The 25,266-nt window shown below is 48.7% G+C and carries 20 protein-coding genes and 1 pseudogene; 13 read left to right on the top strand and 8 right to left on the bottom strand.

Going from position 1 to position 25,266, the window contains the following annotated elements:
- Positions 1-336 precede the first annotated feature (336 nt).
- Together yedF and ABC831_RS00100 are read left to right on the top strand one after the other, a co-directional pair.
- A complete protein-coding gene (yedF, locus tag ABC831_RS00105) occupies positions 337-960 on the top strand; it encodes a sulfurtransferase-like selenium metabolism protein YedF (protein WP_343246261.1) in 624 nt (207 codons plus the stop codon).
- Positions 961-984: 24 nt separating this feature from the next.
- Positions 985-2,118, top strand: a complete 1,134-nt coding sequence (locus tag ABC831_RS00100) for an aminotransferase class V-fold PLP-dependent enzyme (RefSeq protein WP_343246580.1) — start codon at positions 985-987, stop codon at positions 2,116-2,118.
- Positions 2,119-2,211: 93 nt separating this feature from the next.
- On the opposite strand, the gene ABC831_RS00095 is transcribed toward ABC831_RS00100, so the two are convergent.
- Entirely contained in the window at positions 2,212-3,660 is a 1,449-nt protein-coding gene (locus ABC831_RS00095; RefSeq protein WP_343246260.1) for an alpha-L-fucosidase, read from the bottom strand.
- Positions 3,661-4,031: 371 nt separating this feature from the next.
- Here ABC831_RS00095 and ABC831_RS00090 point away from each other — a divergent pair, with 371 nt between their 5' ends.
- The 4 genes from ABC831_RS00090 to ABC831_RS00075 all read left to right on the top strand — a co-directional run bounded on the left by ABC831_RS00090 (position 4,032) and on the right by ABC831_RS00075 (position 8,291).
- On the top strand, positions 4,032-5,099 hold the full coding sequence (locus tag ABC831_RS00090; protein ID WP_343246259.1) for a LacI family DNA-binding transcriptional regulator: 1,068 nt from the start codon (positions 4,032-4,034) through the stop codon (positions 5,097-5,099).
- Positions 5,100-5,180: 81 nt separating this feature from the next.
- Positions 5,181-6,554, top strand: a complete 1,374-nt coding sequence (locus ABC831_RS00085) for an extracellular solute-binding protein (protein WP_343246258.1) — start codon at positions 5,181-5,183, stop codon at positions 6,552-6,554.
- A 34-nt stretch (positions 6,555-6,588) separates the two neighbouring features.
- A complete protein-coding gene (locus ABC831_RS00080; protein ID WP_343246257.1) occupies positions 6,589-7,452 on the top strand; it encodes a carbohydrate ABC transporter permease in 864 nt (287 codons plus the stop codon).
- A gap of 17 nt (positions 7,453-7,469) precedes the next feature.
- On the top strand, positions 7,470-8,291 hold the full coding sequence (locus ABC831_RS00075) for a carbohydrate ABC transporter permease (RefSeq protein WP_343246256.1): 822 nt from the start codon (positions 7,470-7,472) through the stop codon (positions 8,289-8,291).
- 130 nt (positions 8,292-8,421) lie between these two features.
- On the opposite strand, the gene ABC831_RS00070 is transcribed toward ABC831_RS00075, so the two are convergent.
- Together ABC831_RS00070 and pduB are read right to left on the bottom strand one after the other, a co-directional pair.
- Positions 8,422-9,282, bottom strand: coding sequence for a DMT family transporter (locus ABC831_RS00070; protein WP_343246255.1), 861 nt, complete (start codon positions 9,280-9,282; stop codon positions 8,422-8,424).
- Positions 9,283-9,610: 328 nt separating this feature from the next.
- Positions 9,611-10,327, bottom strand: a complete 717-nt coding sequence (gene pduB / locus ABC831_RS00065; protein ID WP_343246579.1) for a microcompartment protein PduB — start codon at positions 10,325-10,327, stop codon at positions 9,611-9,613.
- A 431-nt stretch (positions 10,328-10,758) separates the two neighbouring features.
- On the opposite strand from pduB, the gene ABC831_RS00060 reads away from it, so the two are divergent.
- A complete protein-coding gene (locus tag ABC831_RS00060; RefSeq protein WP_343246254.1) occupies positions 10,759-11,115 on the top strand; it encodes an arsenate reductase family protein in 357 nt (118 codons plus the stop codon).
- A gap of 33 nt (positions 11,116-11,148) precedes the next feature.
- Positions 11,149-12,027 (top strand): DUF4261 domain-containing protein, encoded by an 879-nt coding sequence (locus ABC831_RS00055; RefSeq protein WP_343246253.1) that lies wholly within the window; start codon positions 11,149-11,151, stop codon positions 12,025-12,027.
- A gap of 102 nt (positions 12,028-12,129) precedes the next feature.
- Here ABC831_RS00055 and ABC831_RS00050 read toward each other — a convergent pair whose 3' ends face one another.
- The 5 genes from ABC831_RS00050 to ABC831_RS00030 form a co-directional block, all read right to left on the bottom strand.
- Positions 12,130-13,065 carry an ABC transporter permease gene (locus tag ABC831_RS00050; protein ID WP_343246252.1) on the bottom strand — a complete coding sequence of 312 codons (936 nt, stop codon included), beginning with the start codon at positions 13,063-13,065 and terminating at the stop codon, positions 12,130-12,132.
- Between the two features lie 18 nt (positions 13,066-13,083).
- On the bottom strand, positions 13,084-14,037 hold the full coding sequence (locus tag ABC831_RS00045; RefSeq protein WP_343246251.1) for an ABC transporter permease: 954 nt from the start codon (positions 14,035-14,037) through the stop codon (positions 13,084-13,086).
- The gene (locus tag ABC831_RS00040; protein WP_343246250.1) at positions 14,037-15,542 is read right to left on the bottom strand and encodes a sugar ABC transporter ATP-binding protein; all 1,506 of its coding nucleotides are present in this window, start codon (positions 15,540-15,542) and stop codon (positions 14,037-14,039) included. Before ABC831_RS00040 ends, ABC831_RS00045 begins: the two co-directional genes overlap by 1 nt.
- A gap of 115 nt (positions 15,543-15,657) precedes the next feature.
- On the bottom strand, positions 15,658-16,728 hold the full coding sequence (locus ABC831_RS00035) for a sugar ABC transporter substrate-binding protein (protein WP_343246249.1): 1,071 nt from the start codon (positions 16,726-16,728) through the stop codon (positions 15,658-15,660).
- 35 nt (positions 16,729-16,763) lie between these two features.
- On the bottom strand, positions 16,764-17,645 hold the full coding sequence (locus ABC831_RS00030; protein WP_343246248.1) for an alpha/beta hydrolase: 882 nt from the start codon (positions 17,643-17,645) through the stop codon (positions 16,764-16,766).
- Positions 17,646-17,756: 111 nt separating this feature from the next.
- Here ABC831_RS00030 and ABC831_RS00025 point away from each other — a divergent pair, with 111 nt between their 5' ends.
- The 5 genes and pseudogenes from ABC831_RS00025 to ABC831_RS00005 form a co-directional block, all read left to right on the top strand.
- On the top strand, positions 17,757-17,984 hold the full coding sequence (locus ABC831_RS00025) for a hypothetical protein (protein WP_343246247.1): 228 nt from the start codon (positions 17,757-17,759) through the stop codon (positions 17,982-17,984).
- Complete coding sequence (locus ABC831_RS00020; RefSeq protein WP_343246246.1) at positions 17,971-20,250, top strand: extracellular solute-binding protein; 2,280 nt, start codon at positions 17,971-17,973, stop codon at positions 20,248-20,250. The genes ABC831_RS00025 and ABC831_RS00020 overlap by 14 nt, the downstream gene beginning before the upstream one ends.
- A gap of 354 nt (positions 20,251-20,604) precedes the next feature.
- Positions 20,605-21,876: a hypothetical protein gene (locus tag ABC831_RS00015; protein WP_343246245.1), complete on the top strand. Its 1,272-nt coding sequence runs from the start codon at positions 20,605-20,607 to the stop codon at positions 21,874-21,876.
- A gap of 61 nt (positions 21,877-21,937) precedes the next feature.
- A complete protein-coding gene (locus tag ABC831_RS00010) occupies positions 21,938-23,560 on the top strand; it encodes an N-acyl-D-amino-acid deacylase family protein (protein WP_343246244.1) in 1,623 nt (540 codons plus the stop codon).
- A 1,418-nt stretch (positions 23,561-24,978) separates the two neighbouring features.
- Positions 24,979-25,095, top strand: a pseudogene (locus ABC831_RS00005) (D-alanine--(R)-lactate ligase); the annotation flags it as partial.
- Positions 25,096-25,266 lie beyond the last annotated feature (171 nt).

Genomic DNA, 25,266 nt, shown 5'->3' with positions numbered 1-25,266 from the left:
CGCTGACTATGATTCGAGAATCGCATGTAAGGAACCAAAGTACGGGCGCTAAACGCTCATAGCTATAAAGAATTCTATCGGGAGACTCACCGAAAATCATGGCTGTCTGAGAAGCGGCATGCCCGGTGACATGGACTATCCGAAAACCGAAATACCCGAAAACCGAAATACCCGAAAACAGAGACTATCTGAAAACCAGGAAACGTTCAAAAACCAGGGTTCGGATAGTCACCCAAGGGATTACACAGTGCAGGAAAGAAAAATGCCGCTAATCTATCCTAAAATCCATGTTTGTGATATGATAGAGAACAGATAAAACAGGAGGTGGATAAGAAAATGATACACATAGATGCCAGAGGAGACAGGTGCCCGGTTCCTGTCATTAAGGCAAAAAAAGCGATTCAAGAGCTGAACGGGTCTGGTGTGGTTGAAATTCTGGTAGACAATGAAACGGCTGTGAAGAACGTGGAAAAAATGGCCGGTTATTCCGGAGCAGTCTGCGAAGCGGAGAAATTATCCGGGCAGGAATTCAAACTGACGATTACCCTGGAAAAGGAAGCCGCTGGGAACGCAGAAACCAATGTAAGTGATAGCACCGCTAACTGCCAGGCAGATAGGGATCAGGGCGGAACGGTCGTGGTGGTGGCGTCTGATCAGATGGGAGCCGGTGAGGGAGAACTGGGCAGACTTTTGATAAAAGGATTTCTGTTTGCGGTTTCACAGCTTGAGCCGCTGCCCGATGCGATCCTGTTTTATAACGGAGGAGCGAGGCTGACAACAGAAGACTCGGATTCTCTTGAGGATCTGAAATATATGGAAAGTCAGGGAGTAGAGATTTTGACCTGCGGAACATGCCTGAATTATTATGGCCTTACGGAAAAACTGGCCGTCGGAAGTGTTACGAATATGTATTCCATTGTAGAGAAAATGGCATGGGCGAAGAAGACCATCAGGCCGTAGACGGGGCAGAAAGGATGTTTGAAATTGATTTATCTGGATAATGCTGCAACCAGCCTGTGGAAGCCGGAAACGGTCATTCATGCGGTTGGTGAGGCGATGAGGCATTCGGGTAATGCCGGGCGGGGTACGCACGGGGCATCTCTGGATGCTTCCAGAATTATATATGAGACCAGAGAGAAGGCTGCGGACTTCTTTGGGCTGGGAAAGCCATCGCAGGTGGCGTTTACCAGCAATGCGACAGAAGCGTTAAATATAGCGGTCAAAGGGATTCTAAAACCAGGGGACAGGGTAGTAACGACGGTCCTTGAGCATAATTCCGTGCTTCGGCCGCTCTATGAAATGCAGGCAAAGGGAGTAGAACTTCTGATTGCGGGCGCAGATCAAAACGGGCAGCTTAATAAGGAGCAGCTAAAAGAGATGGCAGCAGGGAAAGCGCGTATGGTAATCTGCACCCATGCTTCCAATCTGACCGGGAATCTGGTGGACATCGCAGATATCGGTGCTTTTTGTAAAAGAGAAGGAATTCTGTTCGCAGTAGATGCCGCTCAGACGGCAGGAGTATTTCCAATTCATATGCAGCAAATGGGAATCGATATCCTGTGCTTTACCGGACATAAGAGCCTATTGGGCCCTCAGGGAACTGGAGGGATCTGTGTCCGCGAGAATATCGTCATAGAGCCGCTGAAGACAGGCGGCAGCGGTATTCAGACATATAAGAAGAGGCATCCGATAGACATGCCCACCGCGTTAGAGGCAGGAACGCTGAATTTCCACGGAATCGCCGGCCTGTTGGCGGCGTTTGATTATCTGAGTAAGACCGGTATTGATCGCATCCGGTCGGGAGAACACAGGCTGATGATGCGTTTTTATGAAGGGGTAATTAAGATTCCGGGCGTTAAGGTGTACGGGAACTTTGCATGTGGTGAACGGGCAGCGATCGTGGCGCTGAACGTCCGGGACTATGATTCCGCTGAAATAAGTGACGCATTATCGGAAGAATACGGGATCGCGACGCGGCCGGGCGCACACTGCGCTCCGCTGATGCATGAAGCGTTGGGAACAGTGGAACAAGGCGCTGTCCGGTTCAGCTTTTCAAACGCGAATACCGAAGAAGAGATTGATCAGGCCATCGCGGCGGTGCGTGAGCTGGCCGGATAATCCACAAAAGGGAACAGCAAAAGGGGACATGTCCATTTCGGTTTGGGACATGTCCATTTTAGATTGGACATGTCCCCTTTTGCTGCTTTTCAGTTATAGGTTAACGCTGTAGTAGCCCATCCTGCGGAATATTTCACTGGATTGGCTTTCCGGAACCTGACGGTCGGGCTTTCTCATTAAGCGGAGCGGTTCCGTTTCGAATTTTAACACAAATGATACGGCGGACTGAGGGGACGACAGGTGGAAAGCGGTGTCGGACCCCTGCTGCTCCCATTCTACGGGTACGTCTGAACCGAGAAGTCCCACGTTGGTACCGGTGGGCACATACAGGTTGCGGATGGTGAAGTCCGAAGCTTTCGTATCAAATACGATCGCATATACGGCGCTGCCTTTTTGCGTAAAACGGACGCGCCCGCTGGCTGCGGTCAGACCGGCGGCATCGATCCATGGTCTGGTCTCATAGATTGCTTCCCCATTGATTTGGAGCCAGGAGCCGATGGCTTCAAGCCTTTCCAGCTGAAGCGGATGAATCGTCCCATCCGCTCTGGGTCCTACATTAAGGAGAAAGTTCCCGTTTTTACTGACAATATCTGCAAGCATAAAGAGCAATTCTTCGGCGGAGGCATAATCCTCCTCGCCTTCTTCCTGGTTGTAACCAAAGGAGCGGCCGATTCCGCGGTTGGTTTCCCAGTAGAAATCCTGGATGCCGGGCAGAGCGGTGTATTCCGGAGTCGAGAAGTCCCCGATCTGCCGTCCGTCTGTCTCACAGCCCCATCGGTCATTGACCAGTACTTCCTCCGGATGTTCGGAATGATTATAAAAATAGCTAATCAGTTCTTTGCTGCCCCAGGTATCGCTGCAGCTCTTTTCCATGGGTTTCCAGTAATCATCTGACCAGAGAATGTCGGGGTGGTACTGATCAACCAGTTCTTTTATCTGCCCGTGGGTAAATTCCTTATAAATCACATGAGGAAAATTCCGGTAGTACCAGTCGAAGGTGGTTGAATAGTAGAGGCCGGCTTTTAACCCTTGTTTTCGCAGCTCGGCGGTCAGTTCGCCTGTGACGTCTCTCATAGGTCCGACTTTTGTACAGCATCTGTCGGTCAGCTTAGTATCAAACATACTGTAACAGTCGCTGTGTTTGGTTACCAGTACGACGTATTTTGCCCCTACTTTGCGGAAGGTCTCTGCCCACAGTCCGGGATCCCAGTTTTCTGCCCTGAACTGAGGGAAAAAATCATCGTATTGGAAACCGGCGCCGTAAGTGGCTTTATGATGCTTCCATACGGCGGAATCTTTGTACATCATTCCATAGCCGTATATTTCCGCATAGGGATGATTGCCAACCTGATCGTTGTAGTATTCTCCGGTAGTGGTCTTCTTGGGAGCCCAGGCAGGTACGGAATACGGACCCCAATGAATGAATATGCCGAATTTCGCATCCATGAACCATTTCGGCAGGGTGTGTTCGTTTAATGATTCCCAGGTCGGGAGATATTTCCCGTTGGGTTCATTTGTGGGTAAATATTTGTTTTGCAGCATAAAGATCTCCTTGGCAGGGATAAAATGGTTATTATCCCATTAGCATGTTGTGATTGAAACAATGATAAATAGTTCGGTTTGTAAGATACCATAATAAAAGTAAAATAGTAACGAATAACAGTAAATTTAGTAAAGTTTAGTAAAAAATAGAGTAAAATAGATAGGAAAATTCATGACACAAACATAGCATAATTAGTAAAATACGTCAATGATTTTCGTAAAATCAACGAAATGTCTCTGATTTATACAAAAAAAGACAGAGATATTTGTATAAATTATGAAAAAATCAAAAAATAGTTGACTGATAAAAAAATTAGAATTATAATTAATTTTAGTAAATTTAGTAAAAAACAGGTGAGGATGAGTAGACGATGAGGTTAAAAGATATTGCGGAAAAAACGGGATATTCTCTGACGACAGTATCCAGAGTGATTAATAAAGATGAAAATTTCTCCGTATCGAAGGAGACGGAAGAGATTATCTGGAACTGCGCCCGGGAACTGGGTTATGACAAAGCAAAAAAACGGGAAACATCATTAAAGAAAAAATCCACAATGAAGAAGATCGGATATATTCTGACCATTACGAAGGAAAAGTTCGAGGATTCCTGTTTTGCCACCATTATCCATGGAATTGAGAGGGAAGCCATTGACAATAAATGCTCCATCAATTTCGCCTACAGCGCTTCGGATCTGGAAAATTCATTGATCATGAAAACAGTCATGGAGTCTGAGGTAGACGGGCTGATCCTGATCGGTAATATGCCCAAAGATCTGCTAAGACAGCTGGTGGCACATTTTTCAAATATTATCTCCATCTTCGATGCTCCCCTTGAGGAAACACTGGACTGTGTAACTGTTGAATACGAGCAGCCCTTTTACGAACTGACCCGTAAACTAATCGGGATGGGCCGGACCAATATTGCCTATATAGGCGGGGAGACCTATAAAAAATCAATCGAAGAAGGCGGACCCATCTTTGATCATAAGGACGAGCGTTTCCAGGGATATCTGAAGGCCCTGATGGATTACCATGTCCCGATCAATCAGGAACTGGTACGCAATGGCCATTGGGATATCGAGACCGCTTATAATAAAATGAAGGAACTGCTGGACAGCGGTCAAACGATACAGGCAGTGGAAGCCGCAGGAGATAAGATGGCGCTGGGCGTCATGCGGGCGATCCAGGAGAGGGGACTCCGGATTCCCCAGGATATCTCTGTCATAGGATTTGATAATATAGAGACCACCAACTATGTAAATCCCAGACTGACAACCGTAAATTATCCGAAGGAAGAACTGGGCCGTATGGCGGTCCGGATGCTGGCGGAAAACATCATGGGTAAAAATCTGATGAAAGGCAAGAAAGTGATCTTTCCTTCGGAGATTATTGAGAGAGACTCGGTATGTCCGTTAGACGACGAGACATCAAACAGGTGATTGGAAGGAAAAGTGTGCTGGAAACGAAGCATCCTCCGGCTGCGCCTGTACGTCTCTTGTGAACGAAAGGAGAAGTTGTTGATGACTAGAAATTGGAGAAAATTATGTTCATTGCTGCTGGTTGTGGCGATGATGGGTACGATATTGTCCGGCTGCGGTTCTGAGAAAGAACAGGGGGCGGATACGGCAGAGCCTTCTGCCGCTGCGGAAACACAGCAAAAGCAAGAAGCCGGTGACGGGGAAAACAGTTCTTTGGCAGACGCTGCGTCCTTAAGCTTTTGGGGATGGATTCCTTACAATAATGTAATCGAACCGATGACCGCGGCGTTCCAGGAAGAGCATCCGGATATTGGCGTAGACGTTCAGATTATGGATTGGGCGGCCTACTGGGACAAGCTGACACTGGATCTGGCTAACGGGGAAGGTCCGGATGTATTTGCCATGAACCTGGATAATTATGAAAAATATAAAGACTATATGGAACCGCTGGATGAACTGGCTGCTCAGGTGAACGGGGATGACTGGAAAACGCTTTTCAACGGTAAAATGCTGGAAAGTACCTATGTGGAAGAGGATTTGAAGATATTCCCTGTTGATTTTGGCGGACAGTGGTATGTATTCTATAATAAAACCTTGCTGGAAGAGCTGGGTCAGAGCGTTCCTAACGGTTATCAGGCATTTGCGGACTACGCCAAGGCGGTGGAGAATGATACGATTCCCATGATCTTCGGAGGGAAAGAGGCGCTGAATGTAGCCTATCTCTATCTGTGGCTGGTAAACAACCAGAATCCCGGAATTGTTGCGAAAGCCGCAGCCGGGGAAGCCAGCTTTGAGGATGAGGCTTTCATCAAAGGATTCGAGGACCTTCGGAAAATGATCGACGATGGGGTTATCCCTGAGAATTCCTTTGGTATTGATCCCACTACAGACGCGGACAGTTTATTTAAAGAAAGAAAGTCCCCGATGATTCTGACAGGCGCCTGGCAGGCGGGAGCCTATCTGGCTGGTACACAGCTTACGGATTCCAAGATTGCTAACGACGAGATTGGTGTATTCGCAATGCCTGCTCCCATGAATGATAATCCTTATGTGGTAGGTTCCATCGATCACGGCTGGGCGATTAATAAAAATTCGAAAAACAAAGAAGCGGCGATGAAACTGATCACTGAATGGGCAGCCGGGGATGCGGCGCAGATATGGCTGGAGGAACTGTATGGAATCCCCTGCGCGGCTGGGATAACTCTGGATACCACGGATCTTCCTTCCCAGGAAGCAAAGGATACGATCGGCGTCATCAGTGCCACGCTATCCGATCAGCTGGCCGGACCCAGATCGACCGGTAATGCCGCGGTTGATAATAAGACAGGTGAAGTGGTTCAGGCTTTTGTACAGGGAATGCTGGATGCAAAAGACGCAGCAGCACAGATGCAACAGGCTTATGAAGCTTCGAAGTAGCAGCGCGCGCCTTTTTTGAAGCAGGAGGCAGATGATGAAAAAAGTCACACCCTATTTATATATACTGCCGTGTTTTTTGACCGTAACGGTATTTCTTCTGATCCCGGTCATTTATAATATCGCAGTCAGTTTTACGGATTTCAAAGGGATTGATTTATCAAATATGACCTGGAACGGGATTGAAAATTATAAAACCCTGTTTGCGGATCCGAACTTTCGTACAGCCATTAAGAATACAGTCATCTTTATGGTGCTGACGATCATCTTCCAGGTGGGAATCAGTCTGGTCATGACTATATTTCTGGAGAGAGGGCTGATAGGCAGCAGGCTTTTCGAAGTGATTTTCTTCGTGCCGTCAGTACTGTCTTCCGTAATTATTGCTTATACCTTTAACCAGATCTACGAGCCGAACTTCGGATTCCTGAACTCGTTTCTGGGAGCGGTCGGCTTACGATCCTTGCAGCATATCTGGCTCAGTGATATGCGGCTGGCGCTCTACTGTATCCTGGCGGCTAATGTCTACCAATGGACCGGCATGGGGATCATCTATTACCGTGCAGGCCTGGCAAATATATCCCATGATGTGTATGAAAGCGCCACCATAGACGGGGCTGGCTACTGGCAGAGATTCCGCTATATAACATTTCCCCTGCTGAAGCCGGCGCATCTGACCATGGTGCTGATGGGGACCATCGGAACACTGAAATTCTTCGACCTGGTTTATATCATGACGCAGGGAGGCCCGGCGGGAGCCACCGAATTCCCCATGACCTATCTGTACAAAAGGTTCAGCCTGGAGGCCAATAACGGGCTGGCCAGCGCGCTGGCGGTGGTGATTCTGGTGATCGCTTTCGTCATATCTGCGCTCCAGGTGAAGCTGTTCAACAGGGATAAATAGGGCGGAGGAGAACGAGAATGAAACTATTTCATAAAGTTAAGAAATATAAGGCGGGAGACTGGCTGATACTTTTGTGCCTGATCCTGCTGGCAGTGATCTGGATCGTTCCGCTGGTCAATTCCTTTTTCCTGTCGCTGAAAGGTAACGGGCTTGTGAATTATCAGACCGTATTTACTTTCAAGATTAAGGGACAGTATTTTCTGCCCCGGATGTTTTTGAACAGTGTCCTGGTAGTAGGCGGATCGCTGGTGATTATCCTGGCATTTTCTTCGCTGGCTGCCTACGCGTTTTCAAAATTAAAGTTCCGGGGGAGGAATTTCCTGTTTATACTGATCCTGTCCTTTTATTCTATACCGGTGATATCGATTCTGCTGCCGATATCTACGATCGAGCGGTTTCTGAACCTGAAGGATACTTATTTTGCCATGATTATTCCGATGGTGGCGATCAACCTGCCGCTGGCCCTGATGATTCTGAAGAATTTCTTCGACACCATTCCGGATTCTTTTATCGAGGCGGCGACCATTGACGGCAGCAATACGTTTACCACATTTTTCTATGTGTTACTGCCGATGGTGTCACCGGCGGTGGTCAATGTGTTGGTGGTAGTGTTTATGCTGACCTGGAATGACTATACCATACCGCTGATGTTCAACAGTGTGCAGTCCCACTACACGCTGACCATGGCGCCCGGGTTCTTTAATCTGGCGCTGAACAAGAGCGATATCGGGCCATTGTTCGCCTCGATTATCGTGATTGCGATACCGACTATTATTTTCTATATATTTATGCAGGATAAGCTGAAGAGCGGCCTGACGGCCGGCGGGATAAAAGAATAGAAAAGAAGAGGACATCATAACCCAAAAGTACCAAAAGGGGACATGTCCAAATCGATTTGGGACATGTCCATTTGGATTGGACATGTCCCTATTTTTTATAGCTACGAGCACTTAGCACCCGTATGCGCTACTATTTTTTATATTCACTGGCAAAGGCGGCACCGAGGACCAGGCAGGCCCCGATTAATTGAATTCCAGTCATGCGTTCTCCCAAAAAGATCCCTGCCATCAGAAGCGCGGATACCGGATCGATATAGCTCATGGCCGCAGCAGTCTGCCCTTTGAGCTGATGCAGCGATGAAAAATAGAGCAGATATCCGATCCCGGTATGGACGACCCCGATGAATAACAGCAAAAATAGGGGAAGCGGACGCAAGGCTCCAAGTCCAACACCGCCGGTAGCGAGAACATAGGGAAGCAGACACAGTGCCGCAACCGCCAGCTGTACAAAAGTACTCTCCGTTCCGGTCAAGTTGCGCTGGAATTTGTTCAACACGACAACAGAAGCGTAAAATAAGGCGGCCAGAAGACCGCAGACGATACCGACCGGTTCGGAAGGGCCTTTTCCGCCGGCGCCAGCCACCAGAAACATGCCGACAGCTGCAGCGGCGATGCAGAACACTTTCAGCGGCGTCAACCGTTCCTTTAACAGAAAGGGTGAAACCAGTGTTACGATTACCGGTGCAAAATAATAACAGACCGTCGCGGTCTGTACCGTTGTATAGTGATAAGACTGAAAGAGAAAAATCCAGTTCAGCGCGATCGCAGCTCCGGAAGCGAACAGCACCGGCAGGTTGGAACGGATACGGGACCAGTTCATCTTCTGTTTTCCCAGACACCCAAAGGCAAGCAGAATCAAACAGCCGATGAATCCTCTGGTAAATGCAATCTGCGCGGAAGACAGGGGGATTCCTTTTACAAATAATCCAATACTTCCGAACAGAAGCATGGCAGTGATCAGTGTTGCCTTGGCACGGGATTCTGATTTCATAGGTAATCACCTCGGGACGGTTAGTTTTGCTGGCGGGAATGGTATAGCTCTGAGCGCTTAACACCGCATATGGGGCGTTTGCGTGTGATGTGTGAATAATCAGAGAGGTTTTTCAAACGCGGCTATTTTACATAAACCCGGACAGAATCCGCTTTCTATGTTATAATGTCGGGAGGCATTATCCGCGCCGGAGTGCTTTGCCTGGCGTGGAGCGCGCATCCTCCCGAAAGGATCATGATAGCGTGCAATTATAATAGAATAAGATTGGTTTGACCTGGTTTGGAACATATGGGTGACAGGTGATGTTTACAGGGGCTGCTGAAGCCGCTTACAGGTAAGGAATGCCGGTGGGAGACTTAGCGATGCTGCCCATGGAATTCAGCAGCTGCAGTCCGGTTTCGCGGGCTGTTATTACAGCTTCTTTTACAGCAGAAGCGTCCCCGGTCACAGCGATGATAACCTCGTTGGAGTGGCTGGTCCCGATGTTGGGCGTCATGTATTTTACGATCTCGATAGGGGAGGCTTTCATAGCGGTGTCGGCGATCACCAGTCCGATGGCCGCAGGAGATCCGCAGATGAATCCAAAAGGCTGCCCGTAAGGGACATCAAAAGCCTGGTTCAATGCGGCGCCTGCCCTTGCGGAATAGGCAAATTCCAGATGACCGGCCTGGCTGATATATAGTTCACCGGCGTTAACGTTGGTTAGTTCCAGTCCGATCTCGATGGCCCGGCGTACGTCGGAGACACTTTCGGAACCCAGTACGATATAGTTTCCATGGCCGCCCCAGCCTTTGGTGTCACGGGGAAGTTCGATGGTCAGAATATCGCTGTTTGTGGCTTTTACCGCTTCATCGATGGCCATAATCTGGCCTGCGGCGCCGGTACGGGAGCTGAATACCCCCAGAGAACGGTAGCGGGGATTATAACCGGTATGGGCCTGAAGCGCGGGATCGATATTTGGAATGAGCAGACCGATGGTATCCAGTACGGCTGTTCCTATAAATTCAGTTGTATTGGAGGGCAGATTTGGCCGCTGGCTGTCCATATAGGTTCCTTTCAAATAGCCTTCTCTTATTCAATAGGAGAAGGTTCCTGTAAATTTCAATGGTTTTATTTTTTATCGCTATGAGCACTTAGTGCCTGTTTTATAGGCACTTACGTGCGATGCATGAAAAATAGTCAGCGAGGTTTTTTCGAGCGCTACTATTTTTTATCGCTATGAGCACTTAGCGGCTGATTTTTAGCCGCATACGTGGGATGCATGATAAATAGTCAGATTTATTGTGTGGTATTTCTTGCTTTATAGTTGAATTGTGTCAGATTCGATCTAATGATATCATGAGAAGAAAAAGGAGTCAATGAATAGAGCGGAAAGGTTTTAAATTAAACTATTCCGCAATGTATGGGAGAAAAGGTGTACAAGCCGTTTTCTATAAAATTTATGCCGCTGTAATTGCGGTACTGGAGGTAAATCATATGAATGTATTATTTATTGAGTATCCGAAATGTTCTACTTGCCAGAGGGCAAAAAAGTGGCTGCAGGCCCACGAAATTTCTTTCGATGACCGTCACATTAAGGACGAACGGCCTACAGCTTTGGAACTAAAGGAGTGGGTCGCAAGAAGCGGGCTGCCGGTCCGGAAGTTTTTCAATACCAGCGGCATGGTCTATAAAGAGCTGGGATTAAAGGATAAACTGCCTGATATGAGTGAGGATGAGATGATTGAGGTACTGGCGTCGGACGGGATGGTGGTGAAACGGCCGTTGATTGTGGGCCCCGACTTTGTGCTGGTCGGATTTAAAGAGGCAGAATGGGATGCGAAGTTAGGCTGAAGGCAGACGGAGGCCAGAGAGGAAAGAAAAAATATGGAGAAAGAAACATTCCGGCAGAACACAAAGGAAGAAGCAGACTTTTCACATGTCTATTACATGCATCTGCTGTTTCGTGAGGAAGGGGAACGCCCTTTGGCGGAAACGCTGAAAGAGGAGCTGGAGAAGAGATACGGAAGGACCGATCTGGTAACGGACGCGGATCATAAGCTGACTTCCTTCGCGTTGTTCCGGTATCTGGTGGAATATAAGGATGAGGCGAAGGTACCGGCACAGGTTATGATGATGGATTATCAGCCATTTGACCAGGGACGTATAGACGGGTTTCAGAGAAGCCAGTTCTGGGACTGCCCCCAGGCCGGACAGATTCTGGATGAATGCGGATATGAGCTGATCCTCGCTGACTTTCTGGCGGCGGGGCTGCCTTATATGGAGCGCTGTGATATGCTGGCGGGATGGCTGGACCTGGTGCTTAAGCTCCTGCCGGAGTGCGAGGCGGTATGGTTCCCGGCCAGCGGAAAACTGCTCACCAGAGAGCAGCTGCTTGAGAATCCCTATGACGATGGACTGCGGTTCATTTATTTCGGAGTGAATGCCAGATTCTTTACCATAGAAGGGTCTGAGGATTGCGTGGTGGATACACTGGGGCTGTATGCGATCGGACTACCGGATGTTCAATATCATTACCACGGTCTGGACCCGAACTGGTTGGTGAATCATGCATATAATACCGCGATCTACATCTTTGAGAACGATGCTCCGATTAAGAGCGGCGAGACGATTGATGGAATTTCGGAGAATGGAATTGACCGCAGCCAGCAGTGGAAATGCCAGTATGAGCGGGCGTTGATTCAGCCGGTCCGGGATGTGATGGATATATGTGCCGGAGAGTATGCCTCCGGCGGACGGAATTGAAATAGATAATTTGGGACATGTCCAGATTGACAGACCAAATGGACATGTCCCAAACTGAAATGGACATGTCCCAAACCGGAATGGACATGTCCCAAATCAATTTCAGGATTCCCGGTAACGGGCATAAGCTTCCATGCCGATGATAACAATCAGCATAAGTCCCCGAATCCCAGTCTGATAATAAGAGAACACGCCCATCAAATCCAGGGCATTGGTAATCACGGAGAAGATCAGTATCCCGACCATACTTTTCCCGATACTCCCGACTCCGCCGATCAGGCTGGTACCTCCGATCACCACACCGGTAATGACGGAGAGGGCGGCATTGTCGCCCTGCACAGCGGAGGCGGTATTTAACTTCGACGCGTTCAATATACCGGCGATCCCGGCTGTAAATGCGCTTAACACGAAGATCGAAGTCTTATAAAAGGCAGTGCGGATTCCGCTGTTGTGCGCGACCTCCATGTTGCCGCCGATGGTATAGATATTCCGGCCGAACCTGGTGGCCGTCAGCACATAGTGTGTAATCAGAACCAGAAGAACCATAATAATCACAAGATACGGAATCCCCAGGAGCTTATCATTCCCCAGCCGCCCAAACCAGGGATTCGAGCTGGCAATGGGATCTCCGCTTGATATCTTAAGTGCTATCCCTTTGAAAATATAGGAGGTCCCGATGGTGACAATAAAGGAGCTGATCCCGCATTTGGCGACCAGTAACCCGTTCACCAGTCCGACCGCCACGGCGGCAAGTAACGCCAGCAGCATAGCAGGTACCTGCCCCACATAAGGTTCACACAGGATGGCTGTCAGGCCGGACAGGGCCATGGTGGACCCCACCGATAAGTCGAAATCTCCGCCGATGATCGCAAAAGTCATACCGCAGGCCATGATCCCGTAGATGGAGGATTGTACCAGCACGTTTACGATGTTATCTCCAGTCAGGAAGAAAGGAGATATGATACCCATCAGAATGACTAACAGCAGTAAAAAGACCAGTGTTTTTTGCTCCGCAATTATTTTTTTTACTTTCGTCATAGTATCACCTTCCCTCTCTCAGACAGTTTGCTTGCGGTTCCATACGTCGAAAGCGATGGCCGCGATCAGGACACAGCCCTTGACGATGCTCTGGTCAAAGGACTGGAAGCCGAAGAGATTCATAGCGTTGCTCAGCACGCTCAGGGTGATGACGCCTACGAAAGCTTTCGCAATGCTCCCGAGGCCGCCGGAGAGGCTGATGCCGCCCAGAACGGCTGCCACGATGGCGTCCATCTCATAGCCGACCCCGGCCGTGGGTGTAGCCCCCAGAGTCCTGGAAGTCAGGATAATGGCTCCCGCCGCCGCGCAGAAGCCGGAGATGCAGTAGCAGACCATTTTCACCAGGCCGGTGCGCACACCGGATAGATGGCTGCACACGGGGTTAAACCCGATCATATGCATCTGCCGGCCGAAGGAAGTCTTGCTTTCCAGCACCCAGAGTAATACTGCGAAAACGATATAGATCAATACCGGTACCGGGAGCCATTTGCCGATGCTGCCGGTTCCAAGAGCGTTATAAAAATCTGATTCGCTCCCGGACAGGGAGAAACCGCCCGTGTAGAGAAGACTGACCGCTGAGAACAACAGCTGGGTACCAAAGGTAATCATCAGCGATTCGCCGGAATTGGCGTGCGTCAGAGTGATGATGAGTCCGTTCACGGCTCCGCATAAGATACCCACCAGCAGCGCGCACGCAATCGCAGCGCCGGCCGGCATCCGGGTCCCGAAGGAAATGGCGATCAGCCCGGTAAAAGTCATAATGCTGCCGATGGACAGATCCATATGCCCGCAGATCAGCACAAAGGACATACCTACGGTCAAAAGGCCCAGTACACAGCTCTGCCGCACTACATTTGTCAGGTTCCGGACCGTAAAAAAGTTTTCCGCGAAGATGGACGCGATCAGGATAAATAAAAACAGTAAGATCAGGCTGGAGTAACGGTATATTATTTTCTTCACATTCGCTTTCATCAGTCGCCCTCCTCCAGTATCGCGTATTTCATAATATTCTCACCGGTTTTCTGATCTCCGGTCAATTCCCCTTTGCATTTTCCGTCGTGGATGACCAGAAGCCGGTCGCTCATGCTGATGACCTCAGGCATTTCGGAAGAAATGATGATGATAGCCTTCCCGCTGTCCGCCAGCTGGTTGATGAGCTGATAGATTTCGTACTTGGCGCCCACGTCGATCCCGCGGGTGGGCTCATCCAGAATCAGAACTTCCGCGTCAGTATACAGCCACTTGGCCAGAACGACCTTCTGCTGGTTTCCGCCGCTTAAGTTCAGCACCAGCGCTTTGGTGCCGGGGGTTTTGGTTTTTAAGGTATCCACATACTGTGCGGCGACGGCGTTCTCTTCCCTGCGGTTGACATATCCGGCACGGCAGATTTTCTTCAGGGCGGCCAGCGTGGTATTTTCACTGATTGAGCTCTCCAGCACCAGGCCCTGGGTCTTGCGGTCCTCTGTGACCAGCGCGATCTTGTGGGCGATGGCTTCCTTTGGCGAGCGGATGGTAACCGGCTTCCCGTGCAGAAGGATCTCCCCGCCGGTTAGTTTGTCCGCTCCGAAGATGGCGCGGACGATCTCGGTACGTCCGGCGCCGACCAGGCCGGCGATTCCCAGCCGTTCCCCTTTATGCAGCGAAAAACTGATCTGTTCAAATACCCCTTTCCGGCATAGGTCCCGGACCTCCAGTATCACCTCATCCCCACAGGCGCCTGCCCGGACAGGGTATTCCTGATCCATACTCCGGCCCACCATTTTTGAGATGATCCGTTCTTTGGTCAGGGAGCCGGTGGGGTTCGTATCGATCACCTCCCCGTCACGGATAACGGTTACACTGTCGCACAGCCGGAAGATCTCATCCAGCCGGTGGGAGATGTAGATCACGGTGACACCCTGTTTTTTCAGATCATCAATGATGCCGAAGAGATGTTCCAGCTCTTTATCTGTCAGGGTGGCGGAGGGCTCGTCCATGATAATGATTTTAGAATTCTGGGACAGGGCTTTGGCGATCTCCACCATCTGCTTGCCGGCCACACTTAGAGAACCTACCCGGGCAGAGGGGTCCACGTCCAGGCCGACCCGCTTAAGAAGCGCTTTTGCGTCTTCATGGACTTTCTTCCACTGGATTCCCCGCAGCCCTTTCTTCGGCAGACGTCCCACATAGATATTCTCCGCGATGCTTAAGGAATTGACCAGATTGAATTCCTGGAAAATAATACTCAGTCCCAAAGACTGCGCGTGTAAGGGGGAAGTGATGGCAACCACCTGTCCATCTATCGTAATCTGTCCGGAATCCATAGGGATGATCCCGGTCAATACCTTCATCATCGTCGACTTCCCGGCGCCGTTTTCCCCTACAAGCCCGCGGACCTCGCCCCGCCTGACATGAAGGGTGATGTCCTTGAGTGCTTTCACACCGGGGAAGCTTTTCTCAATATGGTCTAATTTCAGAATGTAATCGTCTGTACTCATATGCATTCTCCGTTTCTACAATCTATCCGCACCGCAGCCGGCACGCTCTTTTTGATCGAATGAAAAGCTGAGGATGGGGCAAGCTTTAAGCCCCATCCTCAGCTGGCCTGCCATCCTACCAGAGCAAAGCAGGATCATAGCTGTCTACATTGCTCGCGTCCAGCATGTCAATCTTATCCTTGTACCAGGTTTCCACGGTTTCGCCGCCTATGGCTTTTACCAGAACTTCTATAGAGGTACGGCCTTCATCCACCAGGGGCTGTACGCTGGTTGCCACGATCTCGCCGCTTTTCACCATGTCTGCGCCGTTCTTGCTTCCATTGTAGCTGACAACCTTTAAGTCTTCTCCGGTGTATCCCATAGACTTCATGGCCTGTGCGACACCAACGCACATGGTATCGTCATGTACCCAGATTCCGGACAGATCCGGATATTTTGTTAAAATGTCTTCTGTAATGGACATTGCTTTTGCCTTATCAAAATCAGCGGATAATTTGGTAACCACTTCGATGCTGCTGTCCTTGACGGCTTCCTCAAATCCTTCGGTACGCAGGGTGGCGGCGGAGGTTCCGGCGGTGCCTTCCACGATGGCTACTTTACCGCCCTTGTCGCCCAGCGTTTCCAGCATCTTTTTGCCGGCCGCGGCGCCCACGTCTTTATCATCGGCTCCTACGAAGGAGACTACGTATTCTCTGCCGGATTCGTCGATATCCATAGCGCCCATGACGACCGGGATTCCGGCTTCCTTCGCAGCTTTTACCGCAGGGATAATGGAGGTTCCGTCAACAGGGTTTAAGACGATACCGTCAACCTTCTGAGATACCAGGGAGTTGATCTGGTCGGTCTGCTTGGATGCATCGAATCCGCCATCCAGTTCGATGAGCTCCACGCCCAGTTCTTTTGCCTTTTCCTGAATGCCCTGCGCGAATACTTTTACAGCAGGGGCGCTTAACATACAGTAGCATACACCGATTTTTAATCCGTCTGCGCTGCCGGTACCGGTCTGATCGGTGTTTGCTGCGGGGCTTTGCGCAGGAGCGGCATCCGGGGTGGCTTCCGGTGCGGCGGTTTCAGCAGGTGCGGCTGACGGTGCGGCTTCGGGTGCTTCTTCTTTGCTGCCGCAGCCGGTCATCATACCAGCAGCTAAGGTAACGGCTAATAAAATGGATAAAAGTTTTCTTTTCATTTTGCATTTCCTCCCTTGTTCCTAATACATTTTTGTTAAAGAGTTTCTGTAAACCATTGTTTAATATCTTCAAAGACGAGCATCCGGTTCGGGTCCATCGGCATGTTGTGCTCGACTCCAGGATATTCCTTGAATTTTTTCTTCCCGGAAGCCACGGCTTCGTACATGAGGCGGGACTGTTCGATCGGTACGACCAGATCCTCGCCTCCGTGGGCAAAGAAAATAGGGTTTCGGATATTTGCGCATTTTTCCAGCGGTCTGTAATACAGCATGTTGCGCAGGGAAGCCAGAGTCACATAGGTGTTGACATCGCTGTTCAGGAAACCTTCGATCAGCAGGTTCTGCTTCTCTTCCTCTGTTCCGTTGTACATGTCCAGGGAATGGATCACCTGGGAATGGCCGGTCACAGCGGTCAGCTCGCGGTCGCGGTCCAGACGGGCCAGAAAATCATCAAAACGGCCGCCCGATTTGTCCCATACGCCCCGCATCCAGGTCAGACAATCGCCGATACCGCCCATGGATACTGTGCTTTTCAGCCGGTCGTCCATACCGCTGACATATACGCTGGTAGCGGCACCCATGCTGATGCCTGCGGCTCCGATCCGGTTCTTATCGATAAATGGCAGCGTGCCGATATAAGATATCGCATTGATAAGATCCTCGGGCCAGTCGGTGGCGCAGTTCAATATGTACCTTTGGTCGTAACCGTCGCAGCAGCCTCTGAAGTCAAAGCGGGCAGTGACGAAACCGGCACCGGTCAGAACCTGGGATAATACGTCCAACCCGTCATTTTTATGACGGGAATGTCCGTGGCATAACAGTACCGCCGGATATCTTACCGTCAGATCATCGGAGGGAAGAGCGATCGTAATCGTTCGGGGGATTCCTCCGCTGAAAAAATGTTTTTGATATTCCATCTGCCGGTTCCTCCTTTCACTAAAATTATTTATGTCGTTTTGATGCCTTTATTCTAGCATACAAAAATCGGCCATTCAACGGAATTTTATTTCATTTTAGTAAAACGTTTAATGAAAAATAATTTTCTTGCAATCGTAAAGTATGTAAAATATAATAAACATATCCACAAAACAAGTATTCCAAAACAGATCACTCAAAGAAATTCTCTAAAACAGGAAACACTCTTCGGATATACCTATATGCCTTTCAATACAAGGCAATATTTAAGAAAGCCCCAAATTACCGAAGATTTACCAAATGATAAAAGAATAGGGGGAAGCAGCAATGATTACCATTAAAGATGTAGCGAAACAGGCAGGTGTTTCGATTGCTTCCGTATCAAATTATCTTAATAATAAGAAGAACATCAGCGCGAAGACCGCGCGGACGATCCAGCAGGCCATCGATGACCTGAACTATGTGGTTCAGAATTCGGGAAGAGAGTTGAAAATGAAGCGGAACCAGGATATCGGTATTGTGTTCCCAACCATTTCAGAGCCTTATCTGGAGCGGCTGCTCAGCAGTATCAAAGGATATCTGTCCCAGTATGACCAGACCTTTGTATTGGAACTTACGGACTCCGACCCAAGGATGGAGACCAAAGCGATCCTAAACCTGATCGGGCGCAACGTGGCGGGGATGATCCTGTATACCTGCCAGCCTCAGAACAGAGAGATATTCGAAAAACTGGAAAAGTCAGGAATCCCATATGTACTGATCGACCGAAGGCCGGAGAATTTTGACTGTAATTTTGTAACTGTAGATAATAAGGAACTATTCCGGCGAATCACAGGCGAGCTGCTGGCGAAGAATTATACCCGCATCGCTTTAGTCTGCGGCCCCGACAGCTACCGGGAAAATATTATGGCCCGTATCGGTTATGAGGCCGCATTCGAACAGGCGGGAAAGGAAGCGGAGGCTTGGAATATTATATTTACCACCGCGATCCGTGAATGCGGATTCCGGGCAGGGATACAGCTGCTGGAACGGGGGGAACGGATACCGCAGGTGATCCTGACCACCTCCTATAGGCTGGCGGAAGGCTTAAAGTATGCGCTGAAGATCTATCATCTGGATGAGGAAGAGCAGGTTCAGATCATATCCACCGGCGATTCCATGGACGATGTGTTCCATCATGACAATGCCATCGTAAAGACTTCCCGGGGCGCTTATCAGATCGGGGAGGAGGCCGGGAAGCTGCTGCTTTGCAATATCCGTTCCCCCATTGTTTTCGAAAAGCAGCAGGTGGTATTCCAGGATGATTACAACATCGCGCAGCTGGAACCATCATTGGAAATGAAAACCCAGAGGCCGACCCAGGCAGCAGAAGAAATCTGTGTACTGCTGCTGGATGATGAAACCTCAGTCAGCGGGCTGTCCCGTCTGCTGATTGATTTCTATGCGAAAGAAAATATAAAGGTAAAAATCAAGCGGGTGCTGCCGAAGGATTCCTTCGAATATATCTGCAACTACTGTGAAAGCGGCAGCTCTCAGATCGATGTCATCTTATTTGATGTTCCCTGGCTGGCCTACTATGCGGATAAAGGATATCTGCTGTGCCTGGACGAACTGATGGAAGCCTATCCGCTGAACACCAGCAATTATCTGCCCAACGCGGCCGGCCATTACAGTGTATACAATGGGAGACACTATGCGCTGCCCTATATGGCCTGTACCCAGCTGCTGTTTTACCGGAAGGACATCTTTTCCAATGAAGAGATCGCGGATGATCTGGAACGAAAATATATGATACCGCTGAAAGTGCCGAAGAACTGGTTCCAGTTCAATGCGCTGGCCAAATATTTTACCAGAAAATACAACCCGGATTCACCGGTGGAATTCGGCCACTCCATGGCGGTCTCGAACCCGGATCTGTTCCTGTGCGATCTGATGCCGCGGATCTGGGATTACGGCGGAAGCCTGTTCAACCGGCAGCAGGCTCTGCAGTTAAATACACTGCAGAACCGCAAAGCCGTCCGAAGCCTGCTGGAATCGATCCAGTATACCAGCGATGGGCTGCTGTCAAAAAAACCGGCAGATGCGGCAGTGGACTTTATAAATGGAAACACAGCCATGTTTTATACCTTTTATAACTATGCCACAGGGCTGGTGGACCGGCTGCAGTCTAAGGTGGTGGATAATTTCGGATACACCCGGATTCCGGGAAATTCGGTACTGTCCGGCTGGAGCCTTGGAATCTCTAAGAACAGCCGGAAAGCGGAGGCGGCGTTTAAGTTCATCCGGTGGGCCTCCGGCTCCGATATTGCGATTCCGCATACGATCCTGGGAGGGCAGTCTCCGAATATTTCCGTTTATCGGAATTATGATATGGTGTCCCTTTACCCCTGGCTTCCGAGAGCGATGACAGAATTTGAAAAATCACTGGAGCGGCTGCCGCAGACGACGGCGAAGGGGAAAGTGATTAATGAAGATGAATTTGTACATATCCTTTACCAGGGTATGATGCCGTTGGTTCAGGAGGCGATGGAAGGGCATACGGCAAATCTGGAACAGCTGGAGGACGTATTTGTCGTGCTGCAGGGGAAATTAAGGAAAATATTATAAGGAACAAGAAAAAGTAACGTCTCAATCAAAGATCGTTATACCAGATGAACCAATCAGAATAAGGGTTAAAATATGGATGGAAAAGGGGCCGAAGGTCCCTTTTAGCGTTAACATAGTCATATGGGGATACGGCTATCTGAATGTCATTCGCAGTATTTTCGTGTACCATTCCAGCGTCCATTTGAATGTACCGGCATACCGGATTAAGAACAGATGGAGCCAGCCGGAGAAAGAATCGGCAGAAATACTCTGTAATAGGGATACACTTGTATGTTGATTTATGCTATTATCATGGTAAAGTATGGGAATAAACAAGTGATGATATAGCGTAACACGAATGATGGAGGAATTTGGATGAAGAAAGGTGACAAAGACCAGGATAAGACATACCAGGAAATGCTGGACGCTACGAAAAAATTAAACAGAGAAGCCGAAAAACACGATCTTAAAAAAAACATGTCAATGGAAGAGAAAGTCTTTCTTCTGCACAGCGGCAGCGAAAATATCAAAGAATCGTTTCTGAAGATGATAGAATCTGAGGAGTGGACACCAGATGAGGGGGAGTATTCGGAAACGGAAATTATGGAACAGATGATGTCGGAACTGCCGGAGTTTTTTATGGTCAAAGGCCACACCACCAGAACATGGGAACAGGTTCTGACGGATTATAACAAAAACAGCATGATGAAGCTTTGCCGCCTGTTGGATGCGGAGACGAAATCCGGCTGGAACAAAACACGGATGGCGGCCAGTGTTATACAGAAGCTTACGCAGACACCTATGACATGGATTGGCCTGTACAATGAGGAGACCGTGCATTTGTTTGAAGAAATTATGGACCTTGAGACGGGTAATGGGATAGAGGCGTTCGGGAAGGAGCTGGAACTGGAAAGGCTGGTTTTAAGCGGTCTGATAGATCTTTCTTATGATGTGGCGACCCAAAGTATAAGTGTGATGGTACCGGTTCATGTCCGGGAGGCTTTCCATGAGACCTTCCACGCAGCTGCCAATCAGAAACTGATCGTAAAGTTAAATAACTGGGAAGAAATCATTTGGGGAGCCTGCGCTATGTACGGGATGGTGGAAATCGAGCATTTATTGGCCATATTCAGAGCTGCCAAAGAGACGATGCCGGTGGACCAATGGGCTAATTTCATCAAGGACCGTTTTATCCTGTGGGAAGAGCTGTATATGTTTGAAAAAAACGATCAGTTCTTTGTCTCGTTCATTCCGGAAGAGAAGTGCGGGGATATACTGGCGCAGAGGGCAAAATACCCGAATCTGGATTATCGGAATTTTACACTGGAGGATATCCAGAATATGTATTGGGATGAGTATTTACCGGAGCAGGATTACTATCAGGAGATGGAGGAGAGCTTTTATACAAATCTGGAAATGCCTGAGGAGCTGGCGGAGTCGCTTACCTATCATTGTGTGAATTTAGCAATGGCGGGAGGCAGTATTCATGAAATCATGGAAATGGTGGAAGTTATGGCCGGGATCGAGGAGGATGACGAACGGGAGATTATCAAAAGGCTTGTAACCGATTTGAGGAAAAAAGTCCCCCAATATGGGCTGAAAGGACATTCACTTGAAGAAGTCCGCGGAGGGTATACGGTCATTTAGCAATTATATTTACCGGAAAAAGCAGAATACACAGGGCTGATCCGGTGGATGGAGGTGTGAGATGTTCGACTTGTTGATTAAGAATGGGGTTATCGTCGATGGCAGCGGGCAGCGGGCCTTTCCGGGAAGCGTCGGGATTCTGAACGGAAAGATTACTGCCGTGATCCCGGGAAACGGGGATTCTTTAAAGGAGATCCGTGCAGAACGGGTTATCGATGTTAAGGGAAAATATGTGACGCCGGGGTTCATCGATATTCACAGACACGCGGATGCGGCTGTCTTCCGGGATGGGTTTGGTGAGCTGGAGCTTCGTCAGGGACTGACGACGATCGTGAACGGCAACTGCGGGCTGAGCGCGGTTCCCTGTCCGAAGGAGCGGCGCCAGGAGATCTTAGGCTTCCTGGCCCCGATCGTGGGAAATATGCCGTCGGGTGTTTCGCTTCACTCGTATCGGGCATACATAGACGCGGTGAAGGAACAGAAACTGCCGCTTAACGTGGGTATGCTGATCGGAAACGGGACGATCCGGGCGGCCAGCGCCGGTTACCGCTGCGGGAATCTGACGGCGGGAGAGCTCAGACAGGTGCACCGGTATCTGGAAGCGGCTCTGGCGGATGGAGCGCTGGGAGTATCGCTGGGAATCGTCTATGCGCCGGAATACAATTATACAGCGGAAGATTTTAAGAAGGTACTGGAGCCTATGAGGGGCAGCGGGGTTCAGCTGTTCACGCATATCCGCGGCGAGGGCGACAGTTTACATGCTTCCCTAAGGGAAGTGGCGGAGATCGCCCGGTTCCTGGAGGTTCCGCTTCATGTGAGTCATCTGAAATGTGTGGGCCAGCGCAACTGGGGACATGGAATCGCTAAGGCCATAGAAATCATGGATGAGGCCAGGGAGTCAGGACTTGCCGTCAGCTGTGATGTGTATCCCTATACGGCAGGTTCCACGCAGCTGATTCAGATTCTGCCCCCGGAATATCTGGAGGGCGGGGTACCGGGAATCATGAGGAGGCTGACCGATCCGAAGATGAGGAAAAAGCTCACGGATATATTGCAAAAGCCAGGCGTGGATTTTGAGAATCTGGTGAATCTGGTAGGGTGGGAGAATATCCGGATGACGACGCTAAACAGGGAGAACAACCGGGAATTTTCCGGGAAGTCAGTGGCTGAGATCGCTCGCCTGAAGGATATGGACCCTTATACATGCGCTTACGATATGCTGGTGGAAGAAAATTGTGCGATTTCAATGGTGGATTTTATCGCATCGGAGGATGATGTCAGGAAGGTGCTGCGGTATTCTTACAGCAATATTATATCCGACTCGGTGTATCCAACCGGCGGACTTGTGCATCCCCGGCTGTATGGTACCTTTCCGAGAGTGCTTGAGAAGTATGTGAAAGAGGAAAAAGTACTGGATCTGGAGACGGCAGTAAGGAAGATGACTTCTGTGCCGGCGGCGGTGTGCAATTTAAGTTCCAAAGGGCTGATCAGGGAGGGAATGGATGCGGATCTGGTGGTGTTCGATCTGGACCGGATTGATACGGATGCGGACTATGATCGGCCGGAGGTACTGGGGGAAGGATTTTCTTATGTGTTCGTGAATGGGGAGCCGGCCGTGGTCCGCGACCAGATTCAGAAGCAGTGGTCCGGTCGGGTGCTTCTGAACGGTGATGGTATGCGGTGAGCGCCGGGGACTGGGAGAGGTGTTCCGTCACAGCGATAAGAAATATGTGGGCAGCATGAACTGCAGCATAGATTGTACAGATTACAGTAGATTATAATGATTGACATTTATAAAATGAATCAATATAATATACTTAACAAGACAGCCGGAAGGTGAGTGCACCTCACCTGTCCCTGTAGGTTAAACGAAAAAAATAGTCGTCACCTTGCTAGGGTTAGGACGGCTATTTTTTATGCGTAAAATTCAGAATCGTCACGATCAACGAAACCACGGTCAATATGATCATGTATTCCTCATATGTACTCATAGGCACCACCCTCCTTCTGTAATCCGGAATAGGTGGGAGCACGTCCCCGGCTGCCTGGTTAAATATATTATTGCTTATATGGAATCTTTATTAGAATTGGTCGTTTACTGTGCGCGTTTCATGTATGGCAATTAAATGATTGACATTTATAAAATGAATCAATATAATATACTTAACAAGACAGCCGGAAGGTGAGTGCACCTCACCTGACCCGGTCAAAACTAAACGAAAAAATAGTCGTCAGCTTGCTAGGGCTAGGACGGCTATTTTTTATGCGTAAAATTAAGAATCGTCATGAACAGCGACACTGCGGTCAATATGATCATGAATTCTTCATAAGTACTCATAGTCACCACCCCCTTATGTAATCCGGAATAGGTGGAGAGCACGTCCCCGGCTGCCTGGTTAAATATATTATTGTCAATTTGGGATTAATTTAAGAAATATTTGGAATTATGGTATTCCTGTACAGAAAACAACAAGGGATATAATTTGAATAAGTATACTTGCTTTTTACAGGGGAATGGACAGAATATGCATCAAGACCTGCCAATGGGTTTCAATCAGAAATTTACTGAATTACAAAAAAACAGAAGAAAATGAATTAAAAAATTTGGGATAATAATTACGCTCTTGCGCAAATCCATTTCTTTTTGGGTCTGAATCGTAGTCTGAAAAGTCAGATTCCTTCAGACACGAATATATGATAACACATTATCTGGCAATTGAGAAGAGAAAATTTCGGATAATGAATGATCAAAATTCCCCTCTAAAAAACCGGCCGGTCAATCAGCCCCGGAATCTGTCAAAAAACAGCATGTACCTGCAATGTTAAGCGGAAAATAAGAATATCTTAATAAACTTATAAATCAAACTTAAAGGACTTTCCTCAAAACTCTGATACTATGAAAACATCTTAAAACGAGTCGCGTATCCACTGCTAAAAACGAAATGAAAAAATAGTAGCGCTCGAAAAAATCTCGCTGACTATTTTTCATGCATCGCACGTAAGTGCCTATAATACAGGCACTTACGTCTCATAGCAATAACAGACAGATTATTTGAAATAAAGTGGATCAGAAGACCAATCAGATCAGAGGAGGGTCTAAAAATGGAACTGAAAAGGATTGCGGTATTATTTGGAGGGAATTCAAACGAGTACGAGGTGTCCCTGGAATCCGCCCATGCGGTGATCACACATTTGAATCGTGAAAAATATGAGGTTATCCCGGCAATGTCATTTAGTTAAGGAAAAAGCAGAGAATGTATAAAAATATTCTCTGCTTTTTTGCAAAAACACTTGACATATATCCAAAAATGTGCGGCGAAGCCTCTTAGAAAAATATATTTTTAGGAGGCTATGCTTATGAATTATCCACTTCTTCTCAAAATCCGTCTT

Source organism: Diplocloster hominis, from assembly GCF_032380655.1.
Lineage (GTDB): Bacteria > Bacillota > Clostridia > Lachnospirales > Lachnospiraceae > Diplocloster > Diplocloster hominis.
The sequence above is the reverse complement of the archived record's forward strand: the minus strand, read 5'-3'. Positions and strand labels throughout refer to the sequence as shown.